Annotated in this window: 27 protein-coding genes; 24 read left to right on the top strand and 3 right to left on the bottom strand. The window is 62.1% G+C overall.

What is annotated here, in order from left to right:
- The first annotated feature begins 70 nt into the window (after nt 1-70).
- The 3 genes from eno (at nt 71) to ispD (ending at nt 2,496) form a co-directional block, all read left to right on the top strand.
- Nucleotides 71-1,360 carry a phosphopyruvate hydratase gene (gene eno / locus N7650_RS02800; protein ID WP_009395240.1) on the top strand — a complete coding sequence of 430 codons (1,290 nt, stop codon included), beginning with the start codon at nt 71-73 and terminating at the stop codon, nt 1,358-1,360.
- Between the two features lie 156 nt (nt 1,361-1,516).
- Complete coding sequence (gene ftsB, locus N7650_RS02795; RefSeq protein WP_009395237.1) at nt 1,517-1,795, top strand: cell division protein FtsB; 279 nt, start codon at nt 1,517-1,519, stop codon at nt 1,793-1,795.
- Nucleotides 1,792-2,496, top strand: a complete 705-nt coding sequence (ispD, locus tag N7650_RS02790; protein WP_279897044.1) for a 2-C-methyl-D-erythritol 4-phosphate cytidylyltransferase — start codon at nt 1,792-1,794, stop codon at nt 2,494-2,496. The genes ftsB and ispD overlap by 4 nt, the downstream gene beginning before the upstream one ends.
- Nucleotides 2,497-2,500: 4 nt before the next feature.
- Here ispD and N7650_RS02785 read toward each other — a convergent pair whose 3' ends face one another.
- Nucleotides 2,501-3,397 (bottom strand): LysR substrate-binding domain-containing protein, encoded by an 897-nt coding sequence (locus N7650_RS02785; RefSeq protein WP_279897042.1) that lies wholly within the window; start codon nt 3,395-3,397, stop codon nt 2,501-2,503.
- A gap of 106 nt (nt 3,398-3,503) precedes the next feature.
- Here N7650_RS02785 and N7650_RS02780 point away from each other — a divergent pair, with 106 nt between their 5' ends.
- The 8 genes from N7650_RS02780 to rpoS all read left to right on the top strand — a co-directional run bounded on the left by N7650_RS02780 (nt 3,504) and on the right by rpoS (nt 10,654).
- Complete coding sequence (locus tag N7650_RS02780; RefSeq protein ID WP_064303302.1) at nt 3,504-4,616, top strand: S-(hydroxymethyl)glutathione dehydrogenase/class III alcohol dehydrogenase; 1,113 nt, start codon at nt 3,504-3,506, stop codon at nt 4,614-4,616.
- Between the two features lie 8 nt (nt 4,617-4,624).
- Complete coding sequence (gene fghA, locus N7650_RS02775) at nt 4,625-5,479, top strand: S-formylglutathione hydrolase (protein ID WP_279897039.1); 855 nt, start codon at nt 4,625-4,627, stop codon at nt 5,477-5,479.
- 71 nt (nt 5,480-5,550) lie between these two features.
- On the top strand, nt 5,551-6,024 hold the full coding sequence (ispF, locus tag N7650_RS02770) for a 2-C-methyl-D-erythritol 2,4-cyclodiphosphate synthase (protein WP_279897037.1): 474 nt from the start codon (nt 5,551-5,553) through the stop codon (nt 6,022-6,024).
- Nucleotides 6,021-7,079 carry a tRNA pseudouridine(13) synthase TruD gene (gene truD / locus N7650_RS02765; protein ID WP_279897035.1) on the top strand — a complete coding sequence of 353 codons (1,059 nt, stop codon included), beginning with the start codon at nt 6,021-6,023 and terminating at the stop codon, nt 7,077-7,079. Before ispF ends, truD begins: the two co-directional genes overlap by 4 nt.
- Complete coding sequence (surE, locus tag N7650_RS02760; RefSeq protein ID WP_009395222.1) at nt 7,067-7,816, top strand: 5'/3'-nucleotidase SurE; 750 nt, start codon at nt 7,067-7,069, stop codon at nt 7,814-7,816. The genes truD and surE overlap by 13 nt, the downstream gene beginning before the upstream one ends.
- 38 nt (nt 7,817-7,854) lie before the next feature.
- Nucleotides 7,855-8,493 (top strand): protein-L-isoaspartate(D-aspartate) O-methyltransferase, encoded by a 639-nt coding sequence (locus N7650_RS02755; RefSeq protein ID WP_009395221.1) that lies wholly within the window; start codon nt 7,855-7,857, stop codon nt 8,491-8,493.
- A gap of 187 nt (nt 8,494-8,680) precedes the next feature.
- A complete protein-coding gene (locus tag N7650_RS02750) occupies nt 8,681-9,541 on the top strand; it encodes a peptidoglycan DD-metalloendopeptidase family protein (RefSeq protein WP_009395219.1) in 861 nt (286 codons plus the stop codon).
- Between the two features lie 105 nt (nt 9,542-9,646).
- Nucleotides 9,647-10,654, top strand: coding sequence for an RNA polymerase sigma factor RpoS (gene rpoS, locus N7650_RS02745; protein WP_009395217.1), 1,008 nt, complete (start codon nt 9,647-9,649; stop codon nt 10,652-10,654).
- A gap of 493 nt (nt 10,655-11,147) precedes the next feature.
- Here the strand turns inward: rpoS and fdxA are convergent, their stop codons facing one another.
- The gene (fdxA, locus tag N7650_RS02740) at nt 11,148-11,471 is read right to left on the bottom strand and encodes a ferredoxin FdxA (protein WP_009395216.1); all 324 of its coding nucleotides are present in this window, start codon (nt 11,469-11,471) and stop codon (nt 11,148-11,150) included.
- Between the two features lie 140 nt (nt 11,472-11,611).
- A complete protein-coding gene (mutS, locus tag N7650_RS02735) occupies nt 11,612-14,188 on the bottom strand; it encodes a DNA mismatch repair protein MutS (protein WP_279897032.1) in 2,577 nt (858 codons plus the stop codon).
- A 176-nt stretch (nt 14,189-14,364) separates the two neighbouring features.
- Here mutS and N7650_RS02730 point away from each other — a divergent pair, with 176 nt between their 5' ends.
- From N7650_RS02730 to N7650_RS02670, 13 genes are all read left to right on the top strand, one after another.
- Nucleotides 14,365-15,108 carry an XRE family transcriptional regulator gene (locus N7650_RS02730; RefSeq protein ID WP_037058740.1) on the top strand — a complete coding sequence of 248 codons (744 nt, stop codon included), beginning with the start codon at nt 14,365-14,367 and terminating at the stop codon, nt 15,106-15,108.
- Between the two features lie 474 nt (nt 15,109-15,582).
- Complete coding sequence (locus N7650_RS02725; protein ID WP_009395213.1) at nt 15,583-15,918, top strand: phage holin family protein; 336 nt, start codon at nt 15,583-15,585, stop codon at nt 15,916-15,918.
- A complete protein-coding gene (locus tag N7650_RS02720; protein WP_279897030.1) occupies nt 15,915-16,412 on the top strand; it encodes a hypothetical protein in 498 nt (165 codons plus the stop codon). The genes N7650_RS02725 and N7650_RS02720 overlap by 4 nt, the downstream gene beginning before the upstream one ends.
- The gene (locus N7650_RS02715; protein WP_009395211.1) at nt 16,409-16,969 is read left to right on the top strand and encodes a phage baseplate assembly protein V; all 561 of its coding nucleotides are present in this window, start codon (nt 16,409-16,411) and stop codon (nt 16,967-16,969) included. The genes N7650_RS02720 and N7650_RS02715 overlap by 4 nt, the downstream gene beginning before the upstream one ends.
- 121 nt (nt 16,970-17,090) lie before the next feature.
- Nucleotides 17,091-17,417, top strand: a complete 327-nt coding sequence (locus N7650_RS02710) for a GPW/gp25 family protein (RefSeq protein WP_064302334.1) — start codon at nt 17,091-17,093, stop codon at nt 17,415-17,417.
- Complete coding sequence (locus N7650_RS02705; protein WP_279897027.1) at nt 17,414-18,295, top strand: baseplate J/gp47 family protein; 882 nt, start codon at nt 17,414-17,416, stop codon at nt 18,293-18,295. The genes N7650_RS02710 and N7650_RS02705 overlap by 4 nt, the downstream gene beginning before the upstream one ends.
- A 1-nt stretch (nt 18,296) precedes the next feature.
- Nucleotides 18,297-18,902 (top strand): phage tail protein I, encoded by a 606-nt coding sequence (locus tag N7650_RS02700; protein ID WP_279897026.1) that lies wholly within the window; start codon nt 18,297-18,299, stop codon nt 18,900-18,902.
- Complete coding sequence (locus N7650_RS02695) at nt 18,899-20,743, top strand: phage tail protein (protein WP_279897024.1); 1,845 nt, start codon at nt 18,899-18,901, stop codon at nt 20,741-20,743. Before N7650_RS02700 ends, N7650_RS02695 begins: the two co-directional genes overlap by 4 nt.
- Nucleotides 20,744-20,746: 3 nt before the next feature.
- Nucleotides 20,747-21,175 carry a phage tail assembly chaperone gene (locus N7650_RS02690; protein ID WP_279897022.1) on the top strand — a complete coding sequence of 143 codons (429 nt, stop codon included), beginning with the start codon at nt 20,747-20,749 and terminating at the stop codon, nt 21,173-21,175.
- 89 nt (nt 21,176-21,264) lie between these two features.
- A complete protein-coding gene (locus tag N7650_RS02685) occupies nt 21,265-22,431 on the top strand; it encodes a phage tail sheath family protein (RefSeq protein ID WP_009395204.1) in 1,167 nt (388 codons plus the stop codon).
- Between the two features lie 13 nt (nt 22,432-22,444).
- Nucleotides 22,445-22,954 (top strand): phage major tail tube protein, encoded by a 510-nt coding sequence (locus N7650_RS02680; protein ID WP_279897019.1) that lies wholly within the window; start codon nt 22,445-22,447, stop codon nt 22,952-22,954.
- Between the two features lie 17 nt (nt 22,955-22,971).
- Nucleotides 22,972-23,271 carry a phage tail assembly protein gene (locus N7650_RS02675; RefSeq protein WP_279897017.1) on the top strand — a complete coding sequence of 100 codons (300 nt, stop codon included), beginning with the start codon at nt 22,972-22,974 and terminating at the stop codon, nt 23,269-23,271.
- Between the two features lie 137 nt (nt 23,272-23,408).
- On the top strand, nt 23,409-25,652 hold the full coding sequence (locus tag N7650_RS02670; protein WP_279897015.1) for a hypothetical protein: 2,244 nt from the start codon (nt 23,409-23,411) through the stop codon (nt 25,650-25,652).
- Nucleotides 25,653-25,656: the final 4 nt, after the last annotated feature.

The following is a 25,656-nucleotide window of genomic DNA, read 5'->3' as shown; positions in this document are numbered from 1 at the left end:
GCCCCGTGCCTGCGAAAGAGCGGATTCTTCAAGCTGCGTTGTTTTCGTCAATTCTGGAGTGCTTACAACAATGGCAAAAATCGTCGACATCAAAGGTCGTGAAGTTCTCGACTCCCGCGGCAACCCGACCGTGGAAGCGGACGTGCTGCTCGACAACGGCATCATCGGCAGCGCCTGCGCGCCGTCGGGTGCTTCCACCGGCTCCCGCGAGGCACTGGAGCTGCGTGATGGCGACAAGAGCCGTTACCTGGGTAAGGGCGTGCTGAAAGCCGTCGCCAACATCAACGGCCCGATCCGCGACCTGCTGCTGGGCAAGGACCCGGTAGACCAGAAAGCCCTGGACCGCGCCATGATCGAACTGGACGGTACCGAGAACAAGGCCAAGCTGGGCGCCAACGCCATCCTCGCCGTGTCCCTGGCCGCTGCCAAGGCTGCCGCCCAGGACCAGGACCTGCCGCTGTACGCGCACATCGCCAACCTGAACGGCACCCCTGGCCAGTACTCCATGCCGGTACCGATGATGAACATCATCAACGGCGGCGAGCACGCCGACAACAACGTCGATATCCAGGAGTTCATGGTTCAGCCGGTTGGCGCCAAGACCTTCTCCGACGCGCTGCGCATGGGCACCGAGATCTTCCATCACCTCAAGGCCGTGCTGAAGGCCCGTGGCCTGAACACTGCGGTCGGTGACGAAGGCGGTTTCGCGCCTAACCTGTCCTCCAACGAAGACGCCCTGGGCGCCATTGCCGAAGCCGTGGCCAACGCCGGCTACAAGCTGGGCACCGACGTGACCCTGGCCCTGGACTGCGCCGCCAGCGAGTTCTTCGAAGACGGCAAGTACAACCTGTCCGGTGAAGGCAAGTCGTTCGACGCCGAAGGTTTCGCCGAGTACCTGAAAGGCCTGACCGAGCGCTTCCCGATCATCTCCATCGAAGACGGTCTGGACGAGTCCGACTGGGCTGGCTGGAAAGTCCTGACCGACAAGATCGGCGAGAAGGTTCAACTGGTCGGTGACGACCTGTTCGTGACCAACACCAAGATCCTGAAGGAAGGCATCGACAAGAAGATCGCCAACTCCATCCTGATCAAGTTCAACCAGATCGGCTCGCTGACCGAGACCCTGGAAGCCATCCAGATGGCCAAGGCCGCTGGCTACACCGCGGTAATCTCGCACCGTTCGGGCGAAACCGAAGACTCGACCATTGCCGACCTGGCCGTAGGTACTTCCGCTGGTCAGATCAAGACCGGTTCGCTGTGCCGTTCCGACCGCGTATCCAAGTACAACCAGCTGCTGCGTATCGAAGAGCAACTGGGCGCCAAGGCGGTGTACCGTGGTCGCGACGAGTTTCGCGGCTAAGCGATAGATGGTAAAAAGACAGCACCGTGAAACCCAGGGCTTTGTCCTGGTGTCTTTCACGGGCGCTGCGAATGCTTGAATCACAAAGCCTGGCTTCGGTCAGGCTTCGTGCCATCAGCCCTTCGCACACGCGGTCTTTCGCCACTGGATGTCCTGATGCGTAGTCCTTACTGGTTGTTCCTTGTCCTTCTCGCACTGCTCGGTGGCTTGCAGTACCGGCTGTGGGTGGGCAATGGCAGCCTGGCCCAGGTGGCCGAACTCAAGCAACAGATCGCCGACCAGCACGCCGAGAACGAGCGTCTGCTGGAGCGCAACCGCGTGCTCGATGCCGAGGTGCTGGAATTGAAAAAGGGCATGGAAACCGTCGAAGAGCGGGCCCGCCACGAATTGGGAATGGTGAAGGAGGGTGAAACCCTCTACCAACTGGCCCAATGAGCACGTCCCTTCCTGCCTTCTGGGCAGTGATCCCCGCCGCCGGCGTGGGTGCGCGCATGGCCGCCGACCGGCCCAAGCAGTACCTGCAACTGGGCGGACGCACTATTCTCGAACACAGCCTCAACTGTTTTCTCGACCATCCCTCCTTGAAAGGGGTGGTGGTCAGCATTGCTGCTGACGATCCCTTCTGGCCCGGCCTCGCCTGCGCCAGCGACCCACGTATACAGCGCGCTGCCGGTGGCCGCGAGCGGGCCGACTCGGTGCTCAGCGCCCTGTTGCTCCTGCATGCGCAAGGGGCGGCGGACGGCGACTGGGTACTGGTCCACGATGCTGCGCGGCCCAACCTGTCGCGTGATGACCTGGATCGCCTGCTCCTGGAACTGGCGGATGATCCGGTGGGTGGGCTGCTCGCTGTTCCGGCCCGGGATACCCTCAAGCGCGCCGATGCCCATGGTCGGGTCGAGGTCACGGTTGACCGCAGCACCATCTGGCAGGCCTATACCCCGCAGATGTTCCGGCTTGGCGCCTTGCACCGGGCCCTGGCCGACAGCCTCGTGGCGAATGTGGCGATCACCGACGAAGCCTCGGCCATCGAGTGGTCCGGCCAGGCGCCGCGGCTGATCGAAGGGCGCAACGACAACATCAAGGTCACCCGTCCCGAAGATCTGGAATGGCTGCGTCAGCGCTGGTCCCAGCGCTGATTCCTTATATCCCCTGATATTCCGGTCGCTGCGCCAGGCCCTCGCGCAGGTGATCGACCAGCTTGCGCACCTTGGGCGAAAGATGCCGTTGCTGCGGATACAGCGCCCATACCGCCGTATTTGGCGGCTGGTGCGCCTCGAGCAGCGACACCAGCGCGCCGCTGCTCAGATGTTCAAGCACGTAGTAGTCCGGCAACTGGCATAACCCCATGCCCTGCAGCGCTGCGTCGAGTACCGCCTGTCCGCTGTTGCAGCGCCAGTTGCCCTGGACCCGCTGGGTGACTTCCCGCCCGTCCTGCTGCATCACCCAGATATCGGAGCTGCCGATCAGGCAATTGTGTCGCGCCAGTTCGGACAGGCTGTGCGGGCGGCCATAACGATTCAGGTAATCCGGCGAGGCGCACAGGTACATGCGTCGTGGCGCCAATCGTGCCGCTACCAGTCGTGATTCTTGCAAGCGACCGAGACGGATCGCCAGGTCCATGCCTTCGTGGAGTAGGTCAAGGGTGTTGTTGGTCAGCTCGATATCCACCCTCAGTTGCGGGTATTGGCTCATGAAACTGGCAACCAGTGGCGCGATGAAGCGCTCGCCGTAGGCGACCGCGCAGGTCATGCGCAACAGCCCCTTGGGCTCGCTGGTCAGGTCGCCCATGGCGCGCAGGGCTTCCTCGCGGCCGTCCTGCAAGCGCTGGCAATGCTGGAGAAAGGTCTGGCCTGCCTCGCTCAGGGTGACGCGGCGGGTGCTGCGGTACAGCAGGCGGGTTTGCAGGCGCTCTTCAAGCCGCGCGACCTGGCGACTGATGTGGGACGAGGACACCCCAAGGCGATCGGCGGCTGCCGTGAACTGCCCGGATTCGGCCACGGCGACGAATTCGTCTATGCCTTCCCAGCGGCTACTCATTGATTATCCCTGCGTGGCAATAATGTTTTGTCTTTGGCCGGATTATTCATCAAAAAGCCTTGAATTACACTGGCTGTCTGAAATGTCCTTTCATTGGAGAAGATTGATGATCAAGTCCCGTGCCGCCGTAGCCTTCGAGGCCAAGAAACCGCTGGAAATCGTCGAAGTCGACGTAGCCATGCCCAAGGCCGGTGAGGTGCTGCTGCGCGTGGTCGCTTCCGGTGTCTGCCATACCGACGCCTACACCCTGTCCGGTGCCGATCCGGAAGGCATCTTCCCGTCGATCCTCGGTCATGAAGGCGGTGCAATCGTCGAGGCCGTTGGCGAGGGCGTGACCTCCCTGGCCGTAGGCGATCATGTGATCCCGCTGTACACCCCGGAATGCGGCAAGTGCAAATTCTGCCTGTCGGGCAAGACCAACCTGTGCCAGGCCATCCGCGCCACCCAGGGCAAGGGCTTGATGCCGGACGGCACCACGCGCTTTTCCTACAAGGGGCAGCAGCTCTTCCATTACATGGGCACTTCGACCTTCTCCGAGTACACCGTGCTGCCGGAAATCTCCGTAGCCAAGATCCAGAAGGAGGCCCCGCTGGAAAAGGTCTGCCTGCTCGGTTGCGGCGTGACCACCGGTATCGGCGCGGTGCTGAACACCGCCAAGGTCAAGCCAGGTGACACCGTGGCCATCTTCGGCCTGGGTGGCATCGGCCTGTCGGCGATCATCGGTGCGGTCAAGGCCAAGGCCTCGCGTATCATCGCCGTGGACATCAACCCGGGCAAATTCGAGATCGCCCGCCAGCTCGGTGCCACCGACTGCGTCAATCCGAAGGACTACGATCGTCCGATCCAGGAAGTGATCGTCGACCTCACCGATGGCGGCGTGGACTTTTCCTTCGAGTGCGTGGGCAACGTCAATCTGATGCGTGCGGCGCTGGAGTGCTGCCACAAGGGCTGGGGCGAGTCGGTGATCATCGGCGTGGCCGGTGCCGGCCAGGAAATCGCCACCCGCCCGTTCCAGTTGGTGACCGGCCGCGTCTGGCGCGGTTCCGCCTTCGGTGGCGTGCGTGGTCGCAGCGAGCTGCCGAGCTACGTCGAGATGTCCGAGAAGGGCGAGATCCCGCTGGATACCTTCATCACCCATACCATGGGCCTGGAAGACATCAACAAGGCCTTCGACCTGATGCATGAAGGCAAGAGCATCCGCAGCGTCATCCACTTCTGAGGTCGCTCATGAGCCTGGAAAACATTTCCTGCCAGAAAAGCTTCGGTGGCTGGCACAAGCGTTACCGTCATCGCTCCGAAGTGCTGGGCTGCGACATGGTCTTCGCCGTGTACCTGCCGCCGCAGGCCGAGCAGGGCGGCGAGCTGCCGGTGCTGTATTGGCTGAGCGGGTTGACCTGCACCGACGAGAACTTCATGCAGAAGGCCGGTGCGCACAAGCTGGCCGCCGAGCTGGGGCTGATCATCGTCGCGCCGGACACCAGTCCGCGGGGTGCTCAGGTGCCGGGGGATCCGGACGGTGCCTGGGACTTCGGCCTTGGCGCCGGTTTCTACGTCAATGCGACCCAGCATCCGTGGGCAGCCAACTACCGCATGTACGACTACGTGGTGGACGAACTGCCGGCCCTGATCGAGGCGCATTTCCCGGCCTCGGACAAACGTTCCGTCAGCGGTCACTCCATGGGCGGGCACGGTGCGCTGGTTTGCGCCTTGCGCAATCCCGGGCGTTATTCGTCGGTGTCGGCCTTTGCGCCGATCAGCAACCCGATGGATTGCCCTTGGGGGCAGAAGGCGTTCAGCCGCTACCTCGGCGAAGACCGCGCGCGTTGGCGCGAGTGGGATGCCAGTGTGCTGATCGCCCAGGCCAGCGAGCGCCTGCCGCTGCTGGTGGACCAGGGTGATCGCGACGATTTCCTGGAAAACCAGCTCAAGCCACAGGTGTTGCAACAGGCGGCACAAGCCGCGGGCTATCCGCTGCAACTGCGTTTGCAGCCAGGCTACGACCACAGCTACTACTTCATCGCCAGTTTCATCGATGATCACTTGCGGCATCATGCCGCAGCGCTGGGTGTACTGCGCGCTTGAGGCGACAATTCAAGCCCAACGCCCGGCAAAGCAGGTAGAATCACGCCCTGACTCAATCAGGGCGTTTTTTTATGCGTATTGGCCACGGCTACGACGTGCACCGCTTTGCGGAAGGCGATTTCATCACCTTGGGCGGCGTACAGATCGCGCACAAATACGGGCTGCTGGCCCATTCCGACGGCGACGTGCTGCTGCACGCCCTGAGCGATGCCTTGCTCGGCGCTGCCGCGCTGGGTGACATCGGTCGCCATTTCCCCGATACCGATCCGCAATTCAAGGGCGCCGACAGCCGCGTGCTGCTGCGTCATGTGGTCGCCATCGTCCGGGCCAAGGGCTGGAAGGTCGGCAATGTCGACGCCACCATCGTCGCCCAGGCGCCGAAGATGGCACCGCACATCGAACGCATGCGCGAGTTGATCGCGGCCGACCTGCAGGTCGGGCTCGACCAGGTCAATGTCAAGGCCACCACTACCGAGAAGCTCGGCTTCACCGGACGTGAGGAAGGTATTGCGGTTCACGCCGTCGCCTTGCTGCTGCCAGCATGAACGAACTCGAACTGCTCGGCCCGCGCGCCAGCGGGCCGGCGCTGGGCAGCGCGGTACTGAAAGCGGTGGCGGAGGATTTCCAGGTCGATGAAGTGCTGGACATCCCGCTGTCCGGCCAGGGCGAACACCTGTGGTTGTGGGTGGAAAAGCGCGATCTCAATACCGAGGAAGCTGCCCGCCGCCTGGCCCGTGCCGCCGGTGTGCCGCTGAAGACCATCAGCTATGCCGGTCTCAAGGATCGCCAGGCCTTGACCCGCCAGTGGTTCAGCCTGCATCTGCCGGGCAAGGCCGATCCCGATTTCACTGCCGCCGAAAATGAAAGCCTGCGCATCCTCGAGCGCACCCGGCATTCACGCAAGCTGCAACGCGGTGCCCATTCGGCCAACGGCTTCACCCTGCGCCTGACCCGGCTCCAGGCCGATCACGCCGCGCTCGATGCCCGTCTCGAACGGCTGCGCGCCCAAGGCGTCCCGAACTACTTCGGGGCGCAGCGCTTTGGTCATGACGGAGGCAACGTCGAGGAGGCGCGCCATTGGGCCGAACGCAAGGCGTTGCCGGAGCAGCGCAACCTGCGCTCGCGGTTGCTGTCGAGCGCGCGTAGCTACCTGTTCAACCGTGTCCTCGCCCAGCGTGTCGAGGATGGCAGTTGGCAGCGTGCGCAGATCGGCGACCTGTTGGCGTTCACTGAGAGCCGTAGCTTCTTTCCGGCAGGTGAGTCGGAATGCAGCGATCCTCGCCTCGGCATTCTCGACCTGCATCCCACCGGTCCGCTCTGGGGTGAAGGGCTTCCAGCCACGCAGGGCGCGGCCGGCGCCCTCGAACAGCGTGTCGGCGAGGAGAATCCGGCACTCTGCGAATGGCTTGGGCACGCCGCGATGAAGCAGGAACGACGCATTCTGCGACTGCCCATTGGTCGGCTGACGTGGCATTATCCCGAGCCTGATATCCTGCAACTGGAATTCGTCCTTCCGGCCGGATGTTTCGCCACCGTGGTGGTGCGCGAACTCGTCGATCTGGTCCCGGCAGGGCAGACGGACAGCCCATGCGTATTCTGATTTCCAATGACGATGGCGTTCTCGCGCCCGGACTCGCTGCGCTCCACGGCGCGCTGGCGGATTATGCCGAGTGCGTGGTGATCGCCCCGGACCAGGACAAGAGCGGTGCCAGCAGTTCGCTGACGCTCGACCGTCCGCTGCATCCGCAAACCCTGCCCAACGGCTTCATCAGCATCAACGGCACCCCGACCGACTGTGTTCATCTCGGTCTCAACGGCTTGTTGCCGCAGACCCCGGACATGGTGGTGTCGGGGATCAACCTGGGGGCCAACCTCGGCGACGACGTTCTTTACTCCGGAACCGTGGCTGCAGCGCTGGAAGGGCGTTTCCTCGGCAATACCTCGTTTGCCTTCTCGCTGTTGTCGCGTCTGCCCGACAACCTGCCGACAGCCGCCTACGTTGCGCGCAAGCTGGTCGAAGCGCACCCGCGCCTGGAGCTGCCGCCGCGAACCGTGCTCAACGTGAACATCCCCAACCTGCCGCTGGATCATATTCGCGGTATCCAGCTGACCCGCCTGGGGCATCGTGCTCGCGCCGCCGCACCGATCAAGGACGTCAACCCGCGGGGCAAGGAGGGTTACTGGATCGCGGTTGCCGGTGATGTCGAGGATGGCGGGCCGGGTACCGACTTCCATGCGGTCATGCAGGGGTATGTGTCGATCACCCCGCTGCAACTGGACCGAACCTTCAATGATGCCTTCGATCGCCTGGATGGCTGGCTGGAGGGTGTGCTCTGATGCGCGATCAGGACGATATGATGCGCCGCGGTATCGGCATGACCTCCCAGCGCACCCGTGAGCGGCTGATCCAGCGCCTGTGCGAGGAAGGCGTCTCGAACCCGCGGGTACTGGATGTACTGCGTCGCACACCGCGGCATTTGTTCGTCGATGAAGCATTGGCGCATCGCGCCTATGAAGATACTGCCCTGCCGATCGGCCATAACCAGACCATCTCGCAACCTTTCATGGTTGCGCATATGAGCGAAGTGCTGCTGGAAGCAGGTCCGCTGGACAAGGTCATGGAGATCGGTACCGGCTCCGGCTACCAGACCGCCGTATTGGCGCAACTGGTGGAGCGTGTGTTTTCCGTGGAGCGGATCAAGGTGCTCCAGGATCGGGCCAAGGAACGCCTGACCGAACTGAACCTGCGCAACGTGGTGTTTCGCTGGGGCGACGGCAGCGAAGGCTGGCCAGCCCTGGCGCCTTACAACGGCATTATCGTTACCGCAGTGGCGCCGGAAGTCCCCCAGGCATTGCTGGACCAGCTGGCTCCGGGCGGGCGTATGGTGATTCCGGTGGGGAATGTCGGGGAAGTGCAACAACTTCTGCTGATCGTGCGCGAGGAGCACGGTTTCTCCCGACGGGTGCTGGGAACGGTACGTTTCGTTCCGCTGCTCAACGGCACACTCTCCTGACGCTTCTTTATTTTCGCGAGTGGCGAATTCTCGGCGTGGCGTCAGGTCTATGAGGCGGGTGCCCCATATCCGGAGCGGCAACCGTTCACGTTTTGCGTTTGTATATCGCGCGCAAGTGTCCGGTGCATGGTTATAATTGCAACATTATTGCATTTTCAAACTCGATCACCATTTAAGGGAGCGGCGGGTGAGTTCAACAGTCATTCGGCAGCGTATGGGTCTTTCAAGCATCAGGCTTCTGGTGGTTGCACTTGCCGTTGGCATGTTGGTGACGGGTTGCTCCAGCACTTCTTCTTCTTCCAGTGGCGCACGGGTCGTGGACCGTAATAACGCAGCGCCCAAGCGCCCTGCGGTAACTTCCGGGCAATATGTGGTGCGTCCTGGTGATACCTTGTTCTCCATCGCCTTCCGTTATGGCTGGGATTACAAATCCCTGGCTGCGCGCAACGGCATCGAGCCGCCTTATACCATACGCCCGGGCCAGGCGATCCGCTTCGACGAGCCTTCCTCCGGCTCTTCCCGTGTCGTGACCTCCACTTCTCCGTCGAGCAAGACCACGGTTACCCGACGTCCTGCCGGTACCCCGCCGCCGCCGAAAAGTACCAGCACGGCGGCGACCACACCGGTGGTGACACCCTCCACGGCGCCGACCCAGGTTCCCGCAGCAGAGCGCTCCAGCGGTGGCTGGGCATGGCCGGCGAACGGCGTTCTGATTGGAAAATTCGCTTCAAACGGTAGTTTGAATAAAGGCATTGATATCGCCGGAGATTTGGGACAGCCTGTTTTTGCTGCCGCTGATGGTTCGGTGGTGTACGCCGGTAGTGGTCTACGGGGCTACGGTGAACTCGTAATCATCAAGCACAACGAAACCTACGTGAGTGCTTACGGTCACAACCGTAGGCTTTTGGTTCGGGAGGGACAGCAAGTCAAGGTAGGGCAGACAATTGCCGAAATGGGGTCCACGGGCACCGATCGCGTGAAGCTTCACTTTGAAATTCGCCGCCTGGGTAAACCGGTAGACCCGTTGCAGTTCCTGCCAAACCGTTGATTGTTGATTCCGGCCTGTTCCTTAGCGTAATGGGGACAGGCTCTGGCGATGCCATGGACAAGGTACGCTCGAGTCTGAGTTCGAACTCAGCAAAGGACTATAACAATGGCTCTCAGCAAAGAAGCGCCGGAGTTTGACATCGACGATGAGGTTCTTCTCATGGAGACCGGCATCGTTTTGGAAACGGATGTGGTGTCAGACGAACCTGCTGTACCTTCGGTTCGGACCAGAGCCAGACAGGGCTCTTCGCTAAAACAGCACAAGTACATCGATTACACCCGGGCACTTGATGCGACTCAGCTTTATCTCAATGAAATCGGTTTTTCCCCGCTGCTGACTCCCGAAGAGGAGGTTCATTTTGCGCGCCTGTCGCAAAGTGGCGATCCTGCAGGTCGCAAGCGGATGATCGAGAGCAACCTGCGCCTGGTGGTAAAGATAGCCCGCCGCTACGTGAATCGGGGGCTTTCGCTGCTCGACCTGATCGAGGAGGGCAACCTGGGGTTGATCCGTGCGGTCGAGAAATTCGACCCGGAGCGTGGCTTCCGTTTCTCCACCTATGCGACCTGGTGGATTCGCCAGACGATCGAGCGGGCGATCATGAACCAGACCCGCACCATCCGCCTGCCGATTCATGTGGTCAAGGAGCTGAACGTCTATTTGCGTGCGGCTCGGGAGCTCACCCAGAAGCTCGATCACGAACCCTCCCCGGAAGAAATCGCCAACCTGCTGGAAAAACCGGTGGCCGAGGTCAAGCGTATGCTCGGCCTGAACGAGCGGGTTTCCTCGGTAGACGTATCCCTCGGGCCCGACTCGGACAAGACATTGCTCGATACCCTCACGGACGATCGGCCAACCGATCCATGTGAGCTTCTGCAGGACGACGATCTGTCCCAGAGCATCGATCAATGGCTGAGCGAGCTGACCGACAAGCAGCGTGAAGTGGTCATCCGTCGTTTCGGTTTGCGTGGTCATGAAAGCAGCACGCTCGAGGATGTCGGCCTGGAGATCGGCCTGACTCGCGAGAGGGTGCGGCAGATCCAGGTCGAAGGGTTGAAGCGTCTGCGCGAGATCCTGGAAAAGAACGGCCTTTCCAGCGAGTCGCTGTTTCAATAACTAGAACGTTCACGTTCGCCTTGCACGCAAACGCCCCGACCAGATCGGGGCGTTTGCGTTTGTATCTGAGGATCGTCAGTCAGTTCTGTCAGCGGTGAGTCTTTTTGCGTAAGTAATCGCTTACAGGGCATGTAAGCGATTGCAGTAAAGAAGCGTAAAAACTGCCCTGCTTGTGATTGGAGCATTTCGTAACTCTATGAAAATAAAAGATTTTATTTTCTGCTCGGGCTACCCAGCTGTCTTTTTTTGAGAGCCATTGCCAGTTGCGACGAGCGTTCTACGCGTTAATATTTGTCCTGTGTCTACGGACTGACACAGGTTGTCAGGATGACGACCAAGGACATCGCAGGATGCGATTCATCAGGACGATGATAGGGAATACAGGGACTACGGAAAAAATGTGGGCGGGTCAAACCGCCCCTTTTTTTTGCCCGGTGAAAATGAAAAAAGGCCCGCGTGGGCCTTTTTCGTTGGTCGGGAGCGAGTCCGGGACTCAGCGCTCCAGATCCTTGATCTTGCCTTTGACGCCGTCGAACTCTTCGGCATCCGGCAGTGCGTCTTTCTTTTCGGTGATGTTCGGCCAGATCTCTGCCAGCTCGGCGTTCAGCTCGATGAATTCCTGCATGTCGTCAGGTACTTCATCTTCCGAGAAGATGGCTTGGGCAGGGCATTCAGGCTCGCACAGCGCACAGTCGATGCACTCGTCCGGGTGAATGACCAGGAAGTTCGGGCCTTCGTAGAAGCAGTCCACCGGACAGACTTCTACGCAGTCGGTGTACTTGCACTTGATGCAGTTGTCGGTGACGACGAAGGTCATTTCTAATTTTCTCCTCAGGCGACGGCAGCGATGCCCTTTCCAGTCAGGGCCGCTCGGTCTGGTAGGTTGCGGCGAGCCAGGCTAATAACTCGACGCTCCGCCAAACCGCGCGGGATTCTAGCAGCTTGTGAGGCCGCGCGTTATAACAGAGTCTTCAGTTCATAGAGCATTTCGATAGCTTGGCGCGGGGTCATGTTGTCCACGTCGAGCTTGCCGATCTTCTCTATGGCCGGATGGGGCAGGCTGGCGAAGAGATCGCTCTGGTGCGGGACGGCTGGCGCGCTGCGACTGTCGGTCGCGGCTTTGGGCACGTCATGTGGCAGGCTGGAAGTCTCCAGGCGGCCCAGGTGCTCACGGGCGCGCTGGATCACCGGTGTCGGCACGCCAGCCAGCTGCGCCACTGCCAGGCCATAGCTCTGGCTGGCCGGTCCGGGCAGGACGTGGTGCAGGAAGACGATGCGCTCGTTGTGCTCGGTGGCATTCAAGTGCACGTTGGCCACCAGCGGTTCGCTTTCCGGCAATACGGTCAGTTCGAAGTAGTGGGTAGCGAACAGCGTGTAGGCGCGCAGCTGTGCCAGGCGCTCGGCGGCAGCCCAGGCCAGCGAAAGGCCATCGAAGGTGCTGGTGCCACGGCCCACTTCGTCCATCAGCACCAGGCTGCGATCGGTGGCGTTGTGCAGGATATTGGCGGTTTCGCTCATTTCCACCATGAAGGTGGAGCGGCCACCGGCCAGGTCATCGCTGGAGCCGATACGGGTGAAGATGCGGTCCACCAGCGACAGTGTGCAACTGGCCGCCGGCACGTAGCTGCCGATATGGGCGAGCAGCACGATCAACGCGGTCTGGCGCATGTAGGTGGATTTACCGCCCATGTTCGGGCCGGTAATGATCAGCATGCGGGTGCCGTCGTCCAGGGCCAGGTCGTTGGCTACGAAGGGACTGGTGAGGACCTGCTCGACCACCGGGTGACGACCCTGGCTGATCTGCATGCACGGCTCGTCGACGAAGGTCGGGCAGTTCAGGTCCAGGGTCAGCGCGCGCTCGGCCATATTGCTCAGCACGTCCAGCTCGGACAGCGCGGCGGCGGTGTCCTGCAGTGGTGCCAGATGACTGATCAGGGTTTCCAGCAGTGCGTCGTAGAGCATCTTCTCCCGCGCCAGGGCGCGGCTTTTGGCCGACAGCGCCTTGTCTTCGAAGGTTTTCAGCTCGGGGGTGATGAAGCGCTCGGCGCCCTTGAGGGTCTGGCGGCGGATGTAATCGGCCGGGGCCTGTTCGGCCTGTTTGCTTGGCAGTTCGATGAAGTAGCCGTGGACGCGGTTGTAACCGACCTTGAGGTTGGCCAGGCCGGTACGGGCTTTCTCCCGGGCTTCCAGATCGATCAGGAACTGCCCGGCGTTTTCGCTTATCGACAACAGCTCATCGAGCTCGGCATCGTAGCCGGCCTTCAGTACGCCGCCGTCGCGGATTACCGCAGGCGGGTTGTCGATGATTGCCTTGTCCAGCAGGTCGGCCAGCTCTGGATAAGTACCGGCTATGGCTGCCAGGCGCGCGAGATGCGGCGCCTCCAGCTCGGCCATGGCGTTCTGCAGTTCGGGCAGGGCGCCGAGGGCATCACGCAGCCGTGCCAGGTCGCGGGGACGGGCGTTGCGCAGACCGATACGGGCGAGGATCCGCTCGATATCGCCAATATCCTTCAATTGCGGTTGCAGTCGCTCGAAACGATAGTTGTCGAGCAGGCAGCGGATCGAGCCCTGGCGCGCCTGGAGTACTTTCAGATCGCGCAGCGGGCGGTTCAGCCAGCGGGTCAGCAAGCGGCTACCCATGGCAGTCTGGCAGCGATCGATCACCGACTGCAGGGTATTGTCGCGACCGCCGGCCAGGTTGACGTCCAGTTCCAGGTTGCGGCGGCTGGCGCCATCGAGAATGACCGTATCGTCCAGGCGCTCATGCTTGAGGCTGCGCAAATGGGGCAGGGCGGTCCGCTGGGTTTCCTTGGCATAGGTCAGCAGGCAACCGGCAGCTCCGATGGCCAGGGTCAGCTTGTCGCAACCGAAGCCTTTCAAGTCCTGGGTCGCGAACTGCTGGCACAGGCTCTTGCGCGCGGAATCGCGATCGAAATCCCACGGTGCACGGCGGCGGGAACCACGGCGTTTTTCAGCCGGCAGGCCCTGTGGCCAATCGTCCGGAATCAGCAGTTCCACCGGATTGGTCCGCTCCAACTCGGCCAGCAGGTTTTCCCACCCCTTGAGTTCCTGCACGGTGAAATTGCCGCTGGTGATATCCAGCACTGCCAGGCCGAACAAGCGCTCGTCGCCGAGCACCGCCGCGATCAGGTTATCGCGGCGCTCGTCCAGCAGCGCCTCGTCGCTGACCGTACCCGGAGTGATGATGCGCACCACCTGGCGCTCAACGGGCCCCTTGCTGGTAGCCGGATCGCCGATCTGCTCGCAGATCACCACCGACTCGCCCAGCTTCACAAGCTTGGCGAGATAACCTTCAAGCGAGTGGAAGGGAATACCGCACATGGGAATCGACTGGCCAGCCGACTGGCCGCGCGCGGTCAGGGTGATATCCAGCAGTTTCGCGGCTTTCTTCGCATCTTCGTAGAAGATCTCGTAGAAATCGCCCATGCGGTAGAACATCAGTTGGTCTGGATGCTGGTTCTTCAGCTTCCAGTACTGCTGCATCATCGGAGTGTGTGCGGAAAGATCGGACATTCAAGGCCTTGGAGCAGGGTGTCGTCGAAAGGGTATGAAACCGCTAATAGTACAGGGATTCTCCAGCAGGTGCCGAGACCGAAGGGCGACTGGTCTGCATCATCCTGCGTCGAACCGGGTCGGGCATTTTAGTCGATGCATATTTGCAATTGCATTTCCCTCCAACCCTCGGCAATATGCACGCCATGCACAAGCGCAATGTAGCAACCGTCCTTAAATCACTGCTGGACCGCCACGGAATCTCCGCCACGGAGCTGCACCGTCGTACCGGCGTGCCTCAATCTACCCTGTCGCGGATTCTCAGCGAGAAGATCGTCGATCCTTCAGACAAGCATGTGTCGAAGATCGCCGGGTACTTCGGGGTGAGCACCGATCAGTTGCGCGGGCGCGCCGAGCTGGGCGACAGCCAGATGCCCGAGCGGGAGCCGGGGCACGATGAATTGCGCGATATCAGCCTGTGGGACGATGAAACCCCCGTCGAGGACGACGAGGTGTCCGTTCCTTTTCTCCGTGAGGTCGAGTTGGCAGCAGGATCAGGAAGATTCGTCATCGAGGAAAGCGAACGCGCCCGCCTTCGCTTTGGCAAGCGCAGCCTGCGCCATAACGGGGTGCAGTTCGACCAGGCCAAGTGCGTGACGGTGCGTGGCAACAGCATGCTGCCGGTGCTGCGTGATGGCGCCACCGTGGGGGTCAATACGGGCAAGTGCTCGATTGGCGACATCATCGATGGTGATCTCTATGCCATCAACCACAATGGCCAGCTCCGCGTGAAGCAGCTCTACCGCATGCCCACCGGCATCCGTCTGCGCAGCTTCAATCGCGACGAACATCCCGACGAGGACTACAGCTTCCAGCAGATGCAGGAAGAGCAGATTTCCATCCTCGGTCATGTGTTCTGGTGGGGCATGTACGCCCGCTGATCGCCTTCCCGAGTTATCGAAAACCCGCTTCGGCGGGTTTTTTTTCGCCTGTCGGAAACTGCCTGGAGCCAGGTAGGACAAGGCCTTCATGCATTTAAGCAAATCCCTATGTGCAAATTCTTCCAAAAATGCATTGACTGTATATGCATAAATGCATATCTTTTGTCTCAAGCCGGTCAGACACCGGCGACGAGAAAGGCAGCGATGAACAGGCCTCGACTGTTCAGAGGGTTGGCAACTGGCCCGGGTGTGCAGCGTAAAGCACCAGAAGCAGTTATCCGGCGGGCAGGTGGCCGCGGTCGGAGTCAACAATTCGAAGCGCAGATGCCCAGCGCACCAGTAGTGGCGGGCATCTCTACGACGCATTACTGAAAAGCCCGGGGCATGCCCGGGCTTTTTGGAATGCCGAGTGAATGCTCGGTCCCATTCCCCGTTCGGCTGGCGCCGTGCGGGAAGCAGAAAGGAGGCAGGACCGTGACAAGCGAACAACAAACGCTACTGGAAATGCCGATCTGGCTGGTGATCGTCCTGGCGCTGCTGGGCGGGGTTTCCGGCGAGATGTGGCGAGCGGACAAGGCAGGGGCGCGAGGCGGCGCCCTGCTCAGGCGATTGGTACTGCGTTCGGGGGCCTGCATGGTCTGCGGCGTATCCACCGTGATGCTGCTGTATGCCAGCGGCCTGTCGATGTGGGCGGCCAGTGCCCTGGGCTGCCTGACCGCCGTAGGCGGCGCGGACATCACCATGGGGCTGTACGAGCGCTGGGCTGCGAAGCGCCTGGGGCTCGGCACCGACAGCAAGGAGAGATCATGAGCGACCTCGATGCATTGCATCAGGCCATCAGCGCAACCATCCACGCGGCGATGCCGCAACTGGCGACGGTCGGCAGCTATGCCGGCGTGCAACAGGACACACCGCTACCTGCGTTGTTTCACGGCATCGTCGATATAAAGCCGGGCGCCGATCCTGTGGATGGGCATTCCCGGCTCGTAGTCACGTTCGAAGCCCGTATCAACTGCGATGGGCAGGCGGCGCTGGACGCCGTGATCCTGGCGACACAGTTGATGGTGCTGCTGCGCAAGCAGTACTGGGACATCGATTTCGTCGAGGAAGCCGTGGCCATCCAGGCGATGCCGACGACCACCTCATCCTCGACCTGGACGGTGCAATGGCAACAGGCGCTGCACCTCGGCGAGGTGCAATGGCCCTGGCCGAACCAGCCGCCCGGGTCGTTGGTAATTGCTTTCGACCCTGATACCGGACCAGAACATGAGAGCGGCTACCAGGCCCCGGAGGATTTCGCATGAGCTACGTCAGCGCTATGCACGACCGCATGATCGCCGGCCTGCTGATTCCCTGCCGGGTCGTTGCAGTCGATCTCGCGGCGGCACGGGTACGGGTTTCCGACGGCGCCGGCTGGACCAGCGCCTGGTTGCGCTGGCACAGCCATGCTGCCGGCAAGGCCAGGCACTGGCGGGCACCGAGCCTGGACGAGCAAGGCATGCTCATCAGTCCCAGTGGCGAACCGGCCCAGGGCACCTTCATACCCGGCCTTTATGGCAACGCCGGCAGCGCGCCGGACAACCGCGAGCATGTCGAAACCTGGCGTTTCGACGATGGCGGCTCGCTGGTCTACGACTGGCAAGCCAGCGCCTACACCATCGAACTGCCCCGCGGCAGCATCACCCTCAAGGTCGGCGGCACCACGCTGACGGCCACCCCCGATTCCATCACGCTGACCTCTGGCAACCTGACCTTGAATGGCCCGGTGCAGATCAACGGCGCGTTACAGGTAACGGGAAATATCCACGGCGGCGGCACGATCATCGATACCGCAGGCAACACGCCGAACCACAAGCACTGAAGCCCGCCTGCTGCGGGCTTTTTCATGCCACGGAGGAACGCCATGGCGCCCACCAAAAAGTATTTCGCACCCGGCGTCCGCGCCGCGGTGCACAACCCCAATCAAGCACAGGAGTAGCGCCATGATCGGAATGGATCGCCGCTCTGGCCAACCGCTCTCCGGTCTCGCCCACCTGCGCCAGTCCATCGAGGACATCCTGACCACACCGCTGGGCAGCCGGCGCATGCGTCCCGACTACGGCAGCAAGCTGCGCCGCTTCGTCGACCTTCCTGTGAACGAAGGCTGGAAAAGCGCGGTACAGGCTGAAGTAGCCAGGTCGCTGGTGCGCTGGGAGCCTCGCCTGAAGCTGGAACGGGTGCGGGTGACGGCAGTGGTGAACGGACAGATCAGCCTGCAGCTCACCGGGCAATACCTGGGTGACAGCCAGATCCTGGAGGTGACGGCATGAGCATCGTGAACCTTTCGGCGCTGCCCGCGCCGCAGGTCCTGGAAGACCTGGATTTCGAGGACATCTTCCAGGCTGACCTGGCGACCTTTCGGGCGCACATGGGCGACAGCTGGACCGCGCAACTGGAAAGCGACCCGGTGACCAAACTGTTGGAGGTCGGTGCCTATCGCACCCTGCTCAACCGGGCCCGGGTGAATGATGCGGCCAAGGCACTGCTGCTGGCGTATGCGCAGGGTAGCGACCTGGACCAACTGGCTGCCAATGTGCAACTGCAACGCCTGGTGGTACGTGCCGCTGACCCGAGCACCGTGCCTCCGACCGAGCAGGTACTGGAAGAAGACGACGCCCTGCGCGAGCGCATCGAGCTGGTCTACGAAGGACTGACCACGGCTGGCCCGCGCAACAGCTACATCCTGCATGCTCGCAATGCTTCGGGGCAGGTCGCCGATGCCACGGCGGAAAGCCCGTCGCCGGCGGTGGTGGATGTGACGGTGCTGAGCTTCGATGACGATGGTGTCGCCAGTCCGGAGTTGCTGGCGCATGTCGCGGCTTACCTCAACGACGATGAGGTACGTCCAGTGGCGGATCGCTTGACCGTACGCAGCGCCGAGATCCTGCCCTACCGGATCGACGCGATCCTGCACATGGCCAGCAATGGACCGGAAACCGAGGCGACCCTGGTCGAATGTCGACGCCGCCTGCAGGCCTGGATCAATCCCCGCCGGCGTCTCGGCGTCGAAGTCGCCCGTTCGGGGATCGACGCCCAGCTGCATATCAGCGGTGTCGGCCGTGTCGAACTGGTTGACTGGCAGGACCTCCGTCCGAGCAAGGGCCAGGCGGCCTGGTGCACGGGGTTCAACGTCATCGCGGGAGGCTGAAATGACCAGTCTCCTGCCACTTAACAGCACGTTGCTGGAGCGGGCGCTCGAAGAGGCCTCTGCGCAGGTGACCGAGATTCCCCTGCGTACCCTTTACAACCCCGACACATGCCCCGCGCACTTGCTGCACCAACTGGCGCTGGCCTGGTCGGTGGACCGTTGGGACGAGAACTGGCCGGAATCGGTCAAGCGCGCGGTGATCCGGGGTTCGTTCAGCGTCCATGCCCGCAAGGGCACCCTGGGTGCATTGCGGCGGGTGGTCGAACCGTTCGGCTACCTGATCGAAGTCGCCGAATGGTTCAACACCGTACCACCGGGAGTGCCGGGCACCTTCGCACTGAAGATCGGTGTTTCCGAGTCCGGTATCAGCGAAGAGACCTACGACGAACTCACCGCGGTGATCGACGATGCCAGGCCGGTAAGCCGGCATTTGATCGGCCTGGCCATCACCCTCGACAGCAAGGGTTACCTGCGCAGCGCCCTCGGCCTCAGCGAAGGCGACGTCATCGACATCTACCCGCCTGCCTTGCGCGATATCGAGGTTCGCGGCAACCACGGCTTCATTGGCCGTGATCATCAAATCGAAACCCTGGACGTTTACTCATGACTGACCAGAACAGCCAGTTCTTCGCGATCCTCACTGCGGTGGGGGAGGCCAAGCAGGCCAATGCGAATGCCTTGGGCGTGGCCTGGACCTTCGCCCAGATGGGCGTAGGCGATGCCAACAATACCGACCCGGTGCCTTCGCGCACCCAGACCAGACTGATCAACGAGCGCCGTCGGGCGCCACTCAACCAGCTTTCGGTGGACCCGAAGGATGCCAGCATCATCATCGCCGAGCAGGTGATTCCGCCGGACGCCGGTGGTTGGTGGATCCGCGAGATCGGTCTCTACGATGCGGCCGGTGATCTGGTTGCCGTGGCCAACTGCGCGCCTAGCTACAAGCCGCTGCTGGCGCAAGGCACCGGCAAGACCCAAGTGGTGCGGTTAAACCTGGTGGTGACCAGTACCGCCAATGTGCAACTCAAGATTGATCCGGCGGTGGTGCTGGCGACGCGGGAGTATGTCGACAGCTCGATCATCAGCGTGCTGCCGAAGAACAAGGTGGCCGGGAGCTATACCAAGGTAAGGATCAATGATCGTGGGGTGGTGCAGGAGGGTTCGAATCCGACGACGCTTGCGGGTTATGGGATCGTCGACGCACTCAGGGTCGGTATCACCAGTTACCAGCGTCCGATCCTCTCGGGCCTGGGTTACGGCAGCGCGGCCGAGTCAGGCGGCGCCATCGAGATACGTGAAGCGCAGGAGGTCGGCGCGTCGAACAAGAGCTTCGCCTATGCACCGCGGGTCATGATGCATTGGACGGGTGTTGTCTCGGGTGATATCGCCATGGATTCGCTGGGGCAACTGCAGTGGAAGGCACAGCGTATCTACCATGAGGGCAACTTCAACCCTGCGACAAAGGCGGACAAGGCCACCACGCTTGGTGGCTATGGCATCACCGATGCCATGCCGAAAAATGCGGGGGGGCTGATGACGCAGACAACCCCGGTGCAGGGGCGTATCAGCGCCATTCCCGAAACGCGTTTCTTCTCGACGAGCCCCGCTACGGAAGATCGCCCGGACGGGATCAACTATGCGGCGGGTATCCACGTTACCTGGGGCGGCGGTGAGCAGTGTGTCGACTTTGTTGGGGCGCTCAACGGCCAGGAGGAGTTCTTCGTCCGCAGTTGCTACCAGGGCGCGGGAACCTTCCGTAAGGTTTGGACTGAAAAGAACTTCGATCCGTCCAGCAAAGCCAACAAGAGCGATCTTCTGGTTCTGGGTGGCAACGTCAGCCGACAGCAACCCATTTTGGCCTCTCCTGTCACGGGAAGCCCGCCTGAAAGTTACTCCACTGGCGCATTGATTCTTCGTGAGGTAATGGAGGTCGGAGCGAGTGAGTCTCAGGATTCGTTCGCTCCTGGGATTGGCTTTCACTGGTTGGGTCGGATCGCCGGAAAGCTGGCGATGGATTCTGTTGGCAAGCTGAAGTGGCGTGGCCAGCCTGTGCTGACCGGTCAGATCGCGACTCAGGAAGAAACCAATGCTGGAGCGAGCGATGAGGTGGTGGTTACACCGAAGAAGCTGCGCTCGGGGTTCCGTCTGCTAATCGGTGGTAACGGCTATATAGTCCTACCCGGGTGGTTGGGCGGGTTGATCCTTCAATGGGGAGTCACTCCGAGCCAACTGGTCAATACTATCGGCGTCAAAACCGCTTATTTCGCTTATCCCATCGCGTTCCCCTCGGGCGCGCTGTGCGTTATGACCGGCAGCGTTGGGACGGCCGAGCCACGTAGCAGCGGGGTTACCTCGAACGTTTATGACCAAGCTGGCTTCTGGGCATCTTTTGAAAATACCAGAACCGATCAGTCGGTCGCTGCGCGTTGGATCGCGATAGGGAGCTGAAAAATGAAAACGTATATCGAATTTGATGAGCAGGGTGTCCTGAGGGCGCGGCTCATCGGGGGGCTACACAATATCCCTGAAGGTGCGGTTGAAGTCTCCGATGAGCTTTGGAGCCAGACGATCCAGGAAAACGACGGAACATGGCGTATCGACTCCGAAGGCAGCATTGTCAAACATCCTGCAGTAGAAGACCTCGACGTTGATACTTCCGAGCGCGCCTGGCGGGATGGTCAGCTGAATGCTACCCAATGGCTCGTTGCGCGTTACAACGAAGAGCGCAGCCTCGAGCTGACCACGTCGAATACGCTCGAACAGTATTCCGAGCTATTGGAATACCGTCAGCGCCTGCGTGACTGGCCCGCTTCCGAGGGGTTCCCCGACAGTGAACAGCGCCCCGAAGCGCCCCTTTGGACCGTTATTCAAAATCAATAGAGCCCCGCATAGCCGGGGCTTTTTCTTATCCGTAACACCCCACGAAGGCCCCGCACCGACGGGGCCTTCTCACATCTGGAGAAATACCTATGAGTGGATTCTTCCACGGCGTCACCGTAACCAACGTCGACACCGGTGCGCGCAGCATCGCGTTGCCGTCTTCTTCCATCATCGGCCTGGTCGACACCTTCACCGAGGGCCCGACCGCCACGGCCAAGGCCAACGACCTGGTGTTGATCACCAGCGAGCGTGAAGCTGTGGCTGCGTTCGGTGCCGATGCCGCCATCACCAAGTCCTGCCAGGCCGTCTTTGCCCGGGCCAAGGCAGTCATCGTCGCTTGCGGCGTGGCCAGGCTGAGCGACGCCGCCGAGCAGACCTCGGCGATCATCGGCGGCGTCGAGGCCAACGGCAAGCGTACCGGCCTGCAGGCGCTGCTCGACGGCAAGAGCCGTTTCAACGCCCAGCCACGCCTGCTGGTAACCCCGAAACACAGCGCCACCCAAGCCGTCGGCACCGCCCTGGTGGCCTTGGCCGACAAGCTGCGCGGCCTGGCCATCATCGACGGTCCGGGCACCACCGACGAGGCCGCCCTGGCCTATGCGGAAAACTTCGGCGCCAAGCGCGCGTTCATGGTCGATCCGGGCGTGCAGTACTGGGACACCGGCGCCGACGCCACCATCGATGCACCGGCCTCGGCCTGGGTCGCCGGTCTGTTCGCCTGGACCGACAACGAGTACGGCTTCTGGGCTTCGCCGTCGAACAAGGAGTTCGTCGGCATCACCGGTACCACCCGTGCCGTGGAGTTCCTCGACGGTGATGAAAGCTGCCGGGCCAACCTGCTGAACAACGCCAACATCACCACCATCATCCGCGACGACGGCTTCCGCCTGTGGGGCAACCGCACCCTGTCCAGCGATCCGAAATGGGCCTTCGTCACCCGCGTGCGGACCATGGACATCGTCATGGACGCGATCCTCTACGGCCACAAGTGGGCGGTGGACCGCTCGATCACCGCGACCTACGTCAAGGACGTGACCGAGGGCCTGGAGAACTTCATGCGCGACCTGAAGGCCCAGGGCGCTATCATCAATTTCGAGGTCTACGCCGACCCGGACCTGAACACCGCCAGCCAGCTGGAGCAGGGCAAGGTCTACTGGAACATCCGCTTCACCGACGTACCGCCTGCCGAAAACCCCAACTTCCGCGTCGAGGTCACCAACCAGTGGTTGACCGAAGTCCTCGACCAAAACGCTTAAGGAGAAACAACAGATGGCAATGATTCCGCAAACCCTGGCGAACCTGAACCTGTTCGTCGATGGCGTCAGCTTCCAGGGCGACGTCACTAGCCTGACCCTGCCCAAGCTCGCCATCAAGGTCGAGAGCCACCGTGTCGGTGGCATGGATACCGCGATCGAGATCGACCAGGGCATGGAGGCGCTGAGCGCGAGCTTCAAGACCACCGGCGTTCGCCGTGAAGCGCTGAAGTTCTTCGGCCTGGCCGACAGCTCGGCATTCAACGGCACGTTCCGTGGAGCATTCAAGGGCCTGAAAGGGGCGATCACGCCGGTGGTGGTGACCCTGCGCGGCATGCTCAAGGAGGTCGAGATGGGCGACTGGAAAGCCTCGGAAAAGCCGGAGACCAATCACGTCGTGTCCCTGACCTACTACAAGCTGGAGATCGATGGCCGGCTGCTGTACGAGATCGACCCGCTGGGCATGAAGCGCGTCGTCAATGGCGTTGACCAGCTCGCCGCCCAGCGTACCGCCCTCGGCCTCTGACACAAGGACAAGCTCGTATGAAGCAAGCAACGAAGGTACCCGCCTGGCTGACCGTCAGCGCGGACAGCGTGATGGTGAAGTTGAGCCGCGCCACCGAGGCCAACGGCATTCAGGTCGACAGCCTGTCGCTGCGGGCGCCCACGGTGCGTGACCTGCGCGCCGCGCAATCGGGCGGTGTCGACGACGAAACCCGGGAGCTGAACCTGTTCGCCTCCCTCGCCGAAGTCGCTGTCAAGGATCTGGAAGGCCTGGCCCTGAAGGACTACAGCCGTCTGCAGGCCGGCTATTTTCGCCTGGTGCAGGACGACGAGCTTTGATCCCTCGCGTCAGAAAGCGGCAGCGAAGCGGCTCGCCAGGGAGCTGAATTTCTCTGCCACCGAGATCATGACCATGTCGTATTCCGACATGGTCTGGTGGCTCACCGAGTGAGCCGGTTTGCGCGCATGGAGGACATATGGCGGGCGAACTGAAAGTCCAGATAAACATAGGAGGTGCCGTCGAACCTGTCCTTGGCCAGGTCTTCGACCTGGTCGAGGCCCAGGTGGTGCGGATCGAGTCGTTGGCATTGCGCATCGGCGAGGCCCTGAGGCGCGCCACCGAGCAGGCGTTACCGCTTGCCTCGGCCTTGAGGATGACCAACGACGCGGCGGCGGAGTCGGCGCAGAAATGGCAGGCCTCCCTGGGGGAGATCGGCAAGAGGTTGTCCACCCAGCTGGAGACCTTGCCCAGGTTGACCAAATCCTACGACGAGCTGGGCAAGGCCATGGGGGCCGTGCGTTTTCCGGCTGCCGGGCAGTCATCCGGCAGGGAGGATGCGCAGGAGCGGGTTAACGATGCATCCCGAACCGTCCTGCAGTCGGCGGACGGTGCTGTGGATCGTTTCGCCACCTACGAGGGCATCGTCAGCAAGCTGGTGATCCAGGGAGAGAAGGATCCCGCGCAGCGAGAGGCACAGAGGGCAAGGATCGAGGCGCAGATCGGCAGGATGACCTATGGCACCAGCCTGAGCAAAACCGAAGCTGCCAGCCAGCTCCTGGGCATGTTCGATGCCGGCATGGGTCTCAACGCGCTGGTGCCGGAGGGGCGTCTTGCCGCCAGGTTCAGCGATGGCCAGCAGGTAAGCGAAGGCGTGACTGCCGGACTGTTTCGTACCCTTTCCCCGGGGCAGGGCAGCGATGGGCTCGAACGCCTGCTCAATACCCTTGTCGGCCAGGCTGGCGCCGGATCGCTTGGCATTTCCCAGACAGCCGAGGCGATCACGCGGCTGCTTCCGCAAGTAGGAGGAGATCCGCAGGACGCCATTCGTCTCTCGGCGATTCTTCAACAGGAATCGGGCAAGACCGGGAACTACAACGACATCGTCAGCAATTCCAAAGCGCTCTTTCTCGAGTACCAGCGCGAGAGAGGCAATTCCGCGGCCGACATGGGCCGGTACGGCCAGGCGTTCATGCCGTCGAGCGCCAAGGGGCCGACCCCGAACTACATCGAAAATGATCTGGCGGACCGCCGTCAAACGCTCGAGTGGCAAGGCAAGGCGCAGCAATCCGCCTACGACGGGGTCTCGGTTGCGGTAGGCGATGCCCTGGCACCGCTCTACTCGCAATGGACCTCCCTGATGACCACCGGCGCCAACATCCTGGGCATGGTGGTCGAGCAGTTGGGCGGGGTGGTAACCGTGCTTGGCGGGGTCGTGGTAGGGGGGGCCGCTTTGGTGACCTCGTTCGCCGTGCTGGCCAAGGGCAAGGCCTTGCTGGATGCGGTACGGACGGTCGCGGGACCGCGCGGCAAGGTGCTGGCGGAGGCGGCTGCAACGATCTTCAAGCCGGCACCCGGCGCGCCCGGGTGGCGCGCGCGTGTCGGGCAGGCTGTGACCAAGGTCGGGACGCTTCTGCCAGAAGTTCCGCGCCCTTCCAAGGTTCCGCTTGTGCCAAAACTCTTGGGCGGTGCCCTGGCGGTAGCAGGTAGCGCGGTCATGGCGATCAATACTTACCAGAACGCCGAAACCGGTCGGGAAAAAGCCGAAGGCTATGGTCAGGCCGCGGGGGCATTGGCCGGGGGCCTGCTTGGGGCGTTCCTCGGGCCTGTCGGGGCGCTGGCCGGTGGTTACATCGGTGGCGAGCTCGGAAAGGTTGCGGGGCGCAAGGTCAATGAACTCTGGGGCGACGAGGCCAGGCCGGATGCGTCTGGCGCCAGGCCTCCCCTGGCGGAACTGCCCGGGGCGGATGCCGGCAAGTTGCTGACGGTCGTCAAGGCACCCGAGGCGGCTGCCCTGTTGCTCAAGACGCCCGGCGAAACGGGTGATCCGGGGCAGGGCGTTCGTCCTTTGGCACCGGTCATCCCGTTCCGGGGCGCGAGGATCGACAGCCCCAATCCGGCGATTGGCCAACCGGCAGGTGAGCGACCTCCCTTGCCTCTGAAAACCGGTGACGTGGTCCGCTCCTTGGGCGAAGCCGTTCCGTCGGCCGCCGGCTTGCCGGCGCCCACTGCTCCCGCGCCCGTGTCGATCACTACCAGCACGCCGCAGCATTTTGCGGTGTCGCCCACCATTGCCATCAATATCCAGGGCAGCGTGACCGACCCTGCCGAACTGGTTCGGGTCCTGCAGCCGGAGATCCAGCGCCTGTTCAACGGCTACGCCGCGCAGGCCAATAGCGGCGGGCATATCTGGGACACACCTGCCGTCACCTTTGTCGCCTGAGGAG

The organism is Pseudomonas sp. GD04058, assembly GCF_029836855.1.
Classification (GTDB): Bacteria; Pseudomonadota; Gammaproteobacteria; order Pseudomonadales; family Pseudomonadaceae; genus Aquipseudomonas; species Aquipseudomonas bharatica.
The sequence above is the reverse complement of the archived record's forward strand: the minus strand, read 5'-3'. Positions and strand labels throughout refer to the sequence as shown.

What these genes read in the sequence shown, in the direction of transcription:
- N7650_RS02755 (WP_009395221.1), top strand. Translation starts at nt 7,855, where the DNA reads ATGACCTCCCAGCGCACCCGTGAGCGGCTGATCCAGCGCCTGTGCGAG.
- N7650_RS02705 (WP_279897027.1), top strand. Translation starts at nt 17,414, where the DNA reads ATGAGCATCGTGAACCTTTCGGCGCTGCCCGCGCCGCAGGTCCTGGAA.
- mutS (WP_279897032.1), bottom strand. Translation starts at nt 14,188, where the DNA reads ATGTCCGATCTTTCCGCACACACTCCGATGATGCAGCAGTACTGGAAG.
- N7650_RS02780 (WP_064303302.1), top strand. Translation starts at nt 3,504, where the DNA reads ATGATCAAGTCCCGTGCCGCCGTAGCCTTCGAGGCCAAGAAACCGCTG.
- N7650_RS02785 (WP_279897042.1), bottom strand. Translation starts at nt 3,397, where the DNA reads ATGAGTAGCCGCTGGGAAGGCATAGACGAATTCGTCGCCGTGGCCGAA.
- fghA (WP_279897039.1), top strand. Translation starts at nt 4,625, where the DNA reads ATGAGCCTGGAAAACATTTCCTGCCAGAAAAGCTTCGGTGGCTGGCAC.
- rpoS (WP_009395217.1), top strand. Translation starts at nt 9,647, where the DNA reads ATGGCTCTCAGCAAAGAAGCGCCGGAGTTTGACATCGACGATGAGGTT.
- truD (WP_279897035.1), top strand. Translation starts at nt 6,021, where the DNA reads ATGAACGAACTCGAACTGCTCGGCCCGCGCGCCAGCGGGCCGGCGCTG.
- N7650_RS02730 (WP_037058740.1), top strand. Translation starts at nt 14,365, where the DNA reads ATGCACGCCATGCACAAGCGCAATGTAGCAACCGTCCTTAAATCACTG.
- N7650_RS02695 (WP_279897024.1), top strand. Translation starts at nt 18,899, where the DNA reads ATGACTGACCAGAACAGCCAGTTCTTCGCGATCCTCACTGCGGTGGGG.
- N7650_RS02720 (WP_279897030.1), top strand. Translation starts at nt 15,915, where the DNA reads ATGAGCGACCTCGATGCATTGCATCAGGCCATCAGCGCAACCATCCAC.
- N7650_RS02670 (WP_279897015.1), top strand. Translation starts at nt 23,409, where the DNA reads ATGGCGGGCGAACTGAAAGTCCAGATAAACATAGGAGGTGCCGTCGAA.
- eno (WP_009395240.1), top strand. Translation starts at nt 71, where the DNA reads ATGGCAAAAATCGTCGACATCAAAGGTCGTGAAGTTCTCGACTCCCGC.
- ispF (WP_279897037.1), top strand. Translation starts at nt 5,551, where the DNA reads ATGCGTATTGGCCACGGCTACGACGTGCACCGCTTTGCGGAAGGCGAT.
- N7650_RS02680 (WP_279897019.1), top strand. Translation starts at nt 22,445, where the DNA reads ATGGCAATGATTCCGCAAACCCTGGCGAACCTGAACCTGTTCGTCGAT.
- surE (WP_009395222.1), top strand. Translation starts at nt 7,067, where the DNA reads ATGCGTATTCTGATTTCCAATGACGATGGCGTTCTCGCGCCCGGACTC.
- fdxA (WP_009395216.1), bottom strand. Translation starts at nt 11,471, where the DNA reads ATGACCTTCGTCGTCACCGACAACTGCATCAAGTGCAAGTACACCGAC.
- ispD (WP_279897044.1), top strand. Translation starts at nt 1,792, where the DNA reads ATGAGCACGTCCCTTCCTGCCTTCTGGGCAGTGATCCCCGCCGCCGGC.
- N7650_RS02710 (WP_064302334.1), top strand. Translation starts at nt 17,091, where the DNA reads ATGATCGGAATGGATCGCCGCTCTGGCCAACCGCTCTCCGGTCTCGCC.
- N7650_RS02700 (WP_279897026.1), top strand. Translation starts at nt 18,297, where the DNA reads ATGACCAGTCTCCTGCCACTTAACAGCACGTTGCTGGAGCGGGCGCTC.
- N7650_RS02715 (WP_009395211.1), top strand. Translation starts at nt 16,409, where the DNA reads ATGAGCTACGTCAGCGCTATGCACGACCGCATGATCGCCGGCCTGCTG.
- N7650_RS02685 (WP_009395204.1), top strand. Translation starts at nt 21,265, where the DNA reads ATGAGTGGATTCTTCCACGGCGTCACCGTAACCAACGTCGACACCGGT.
- N7650_RS02690 (WP_279897022.1), top strand. Translation starts at nt 20,747, where the DNA reads ATGAAAACGTATATCGAATTTGATGAGCAGGGTGTCCTGAGGGCGCGG.
- ftsB (WP_009395237.1), top strand. Translation starts at nt 1,517, where the DNA reads ATGCGTAGTCCTTACTGGTTGTTCCTTGTCCTTCTCGCACTGCTCGGT.
- N7650_RS02675 (WP_279897017.1), top strand. Translation starts at nt 22,972, where the DNA reads ATGAAGCAAGCAACGAAGGTACCCGCCTGGCTGACCGTCAGCGCGGAC.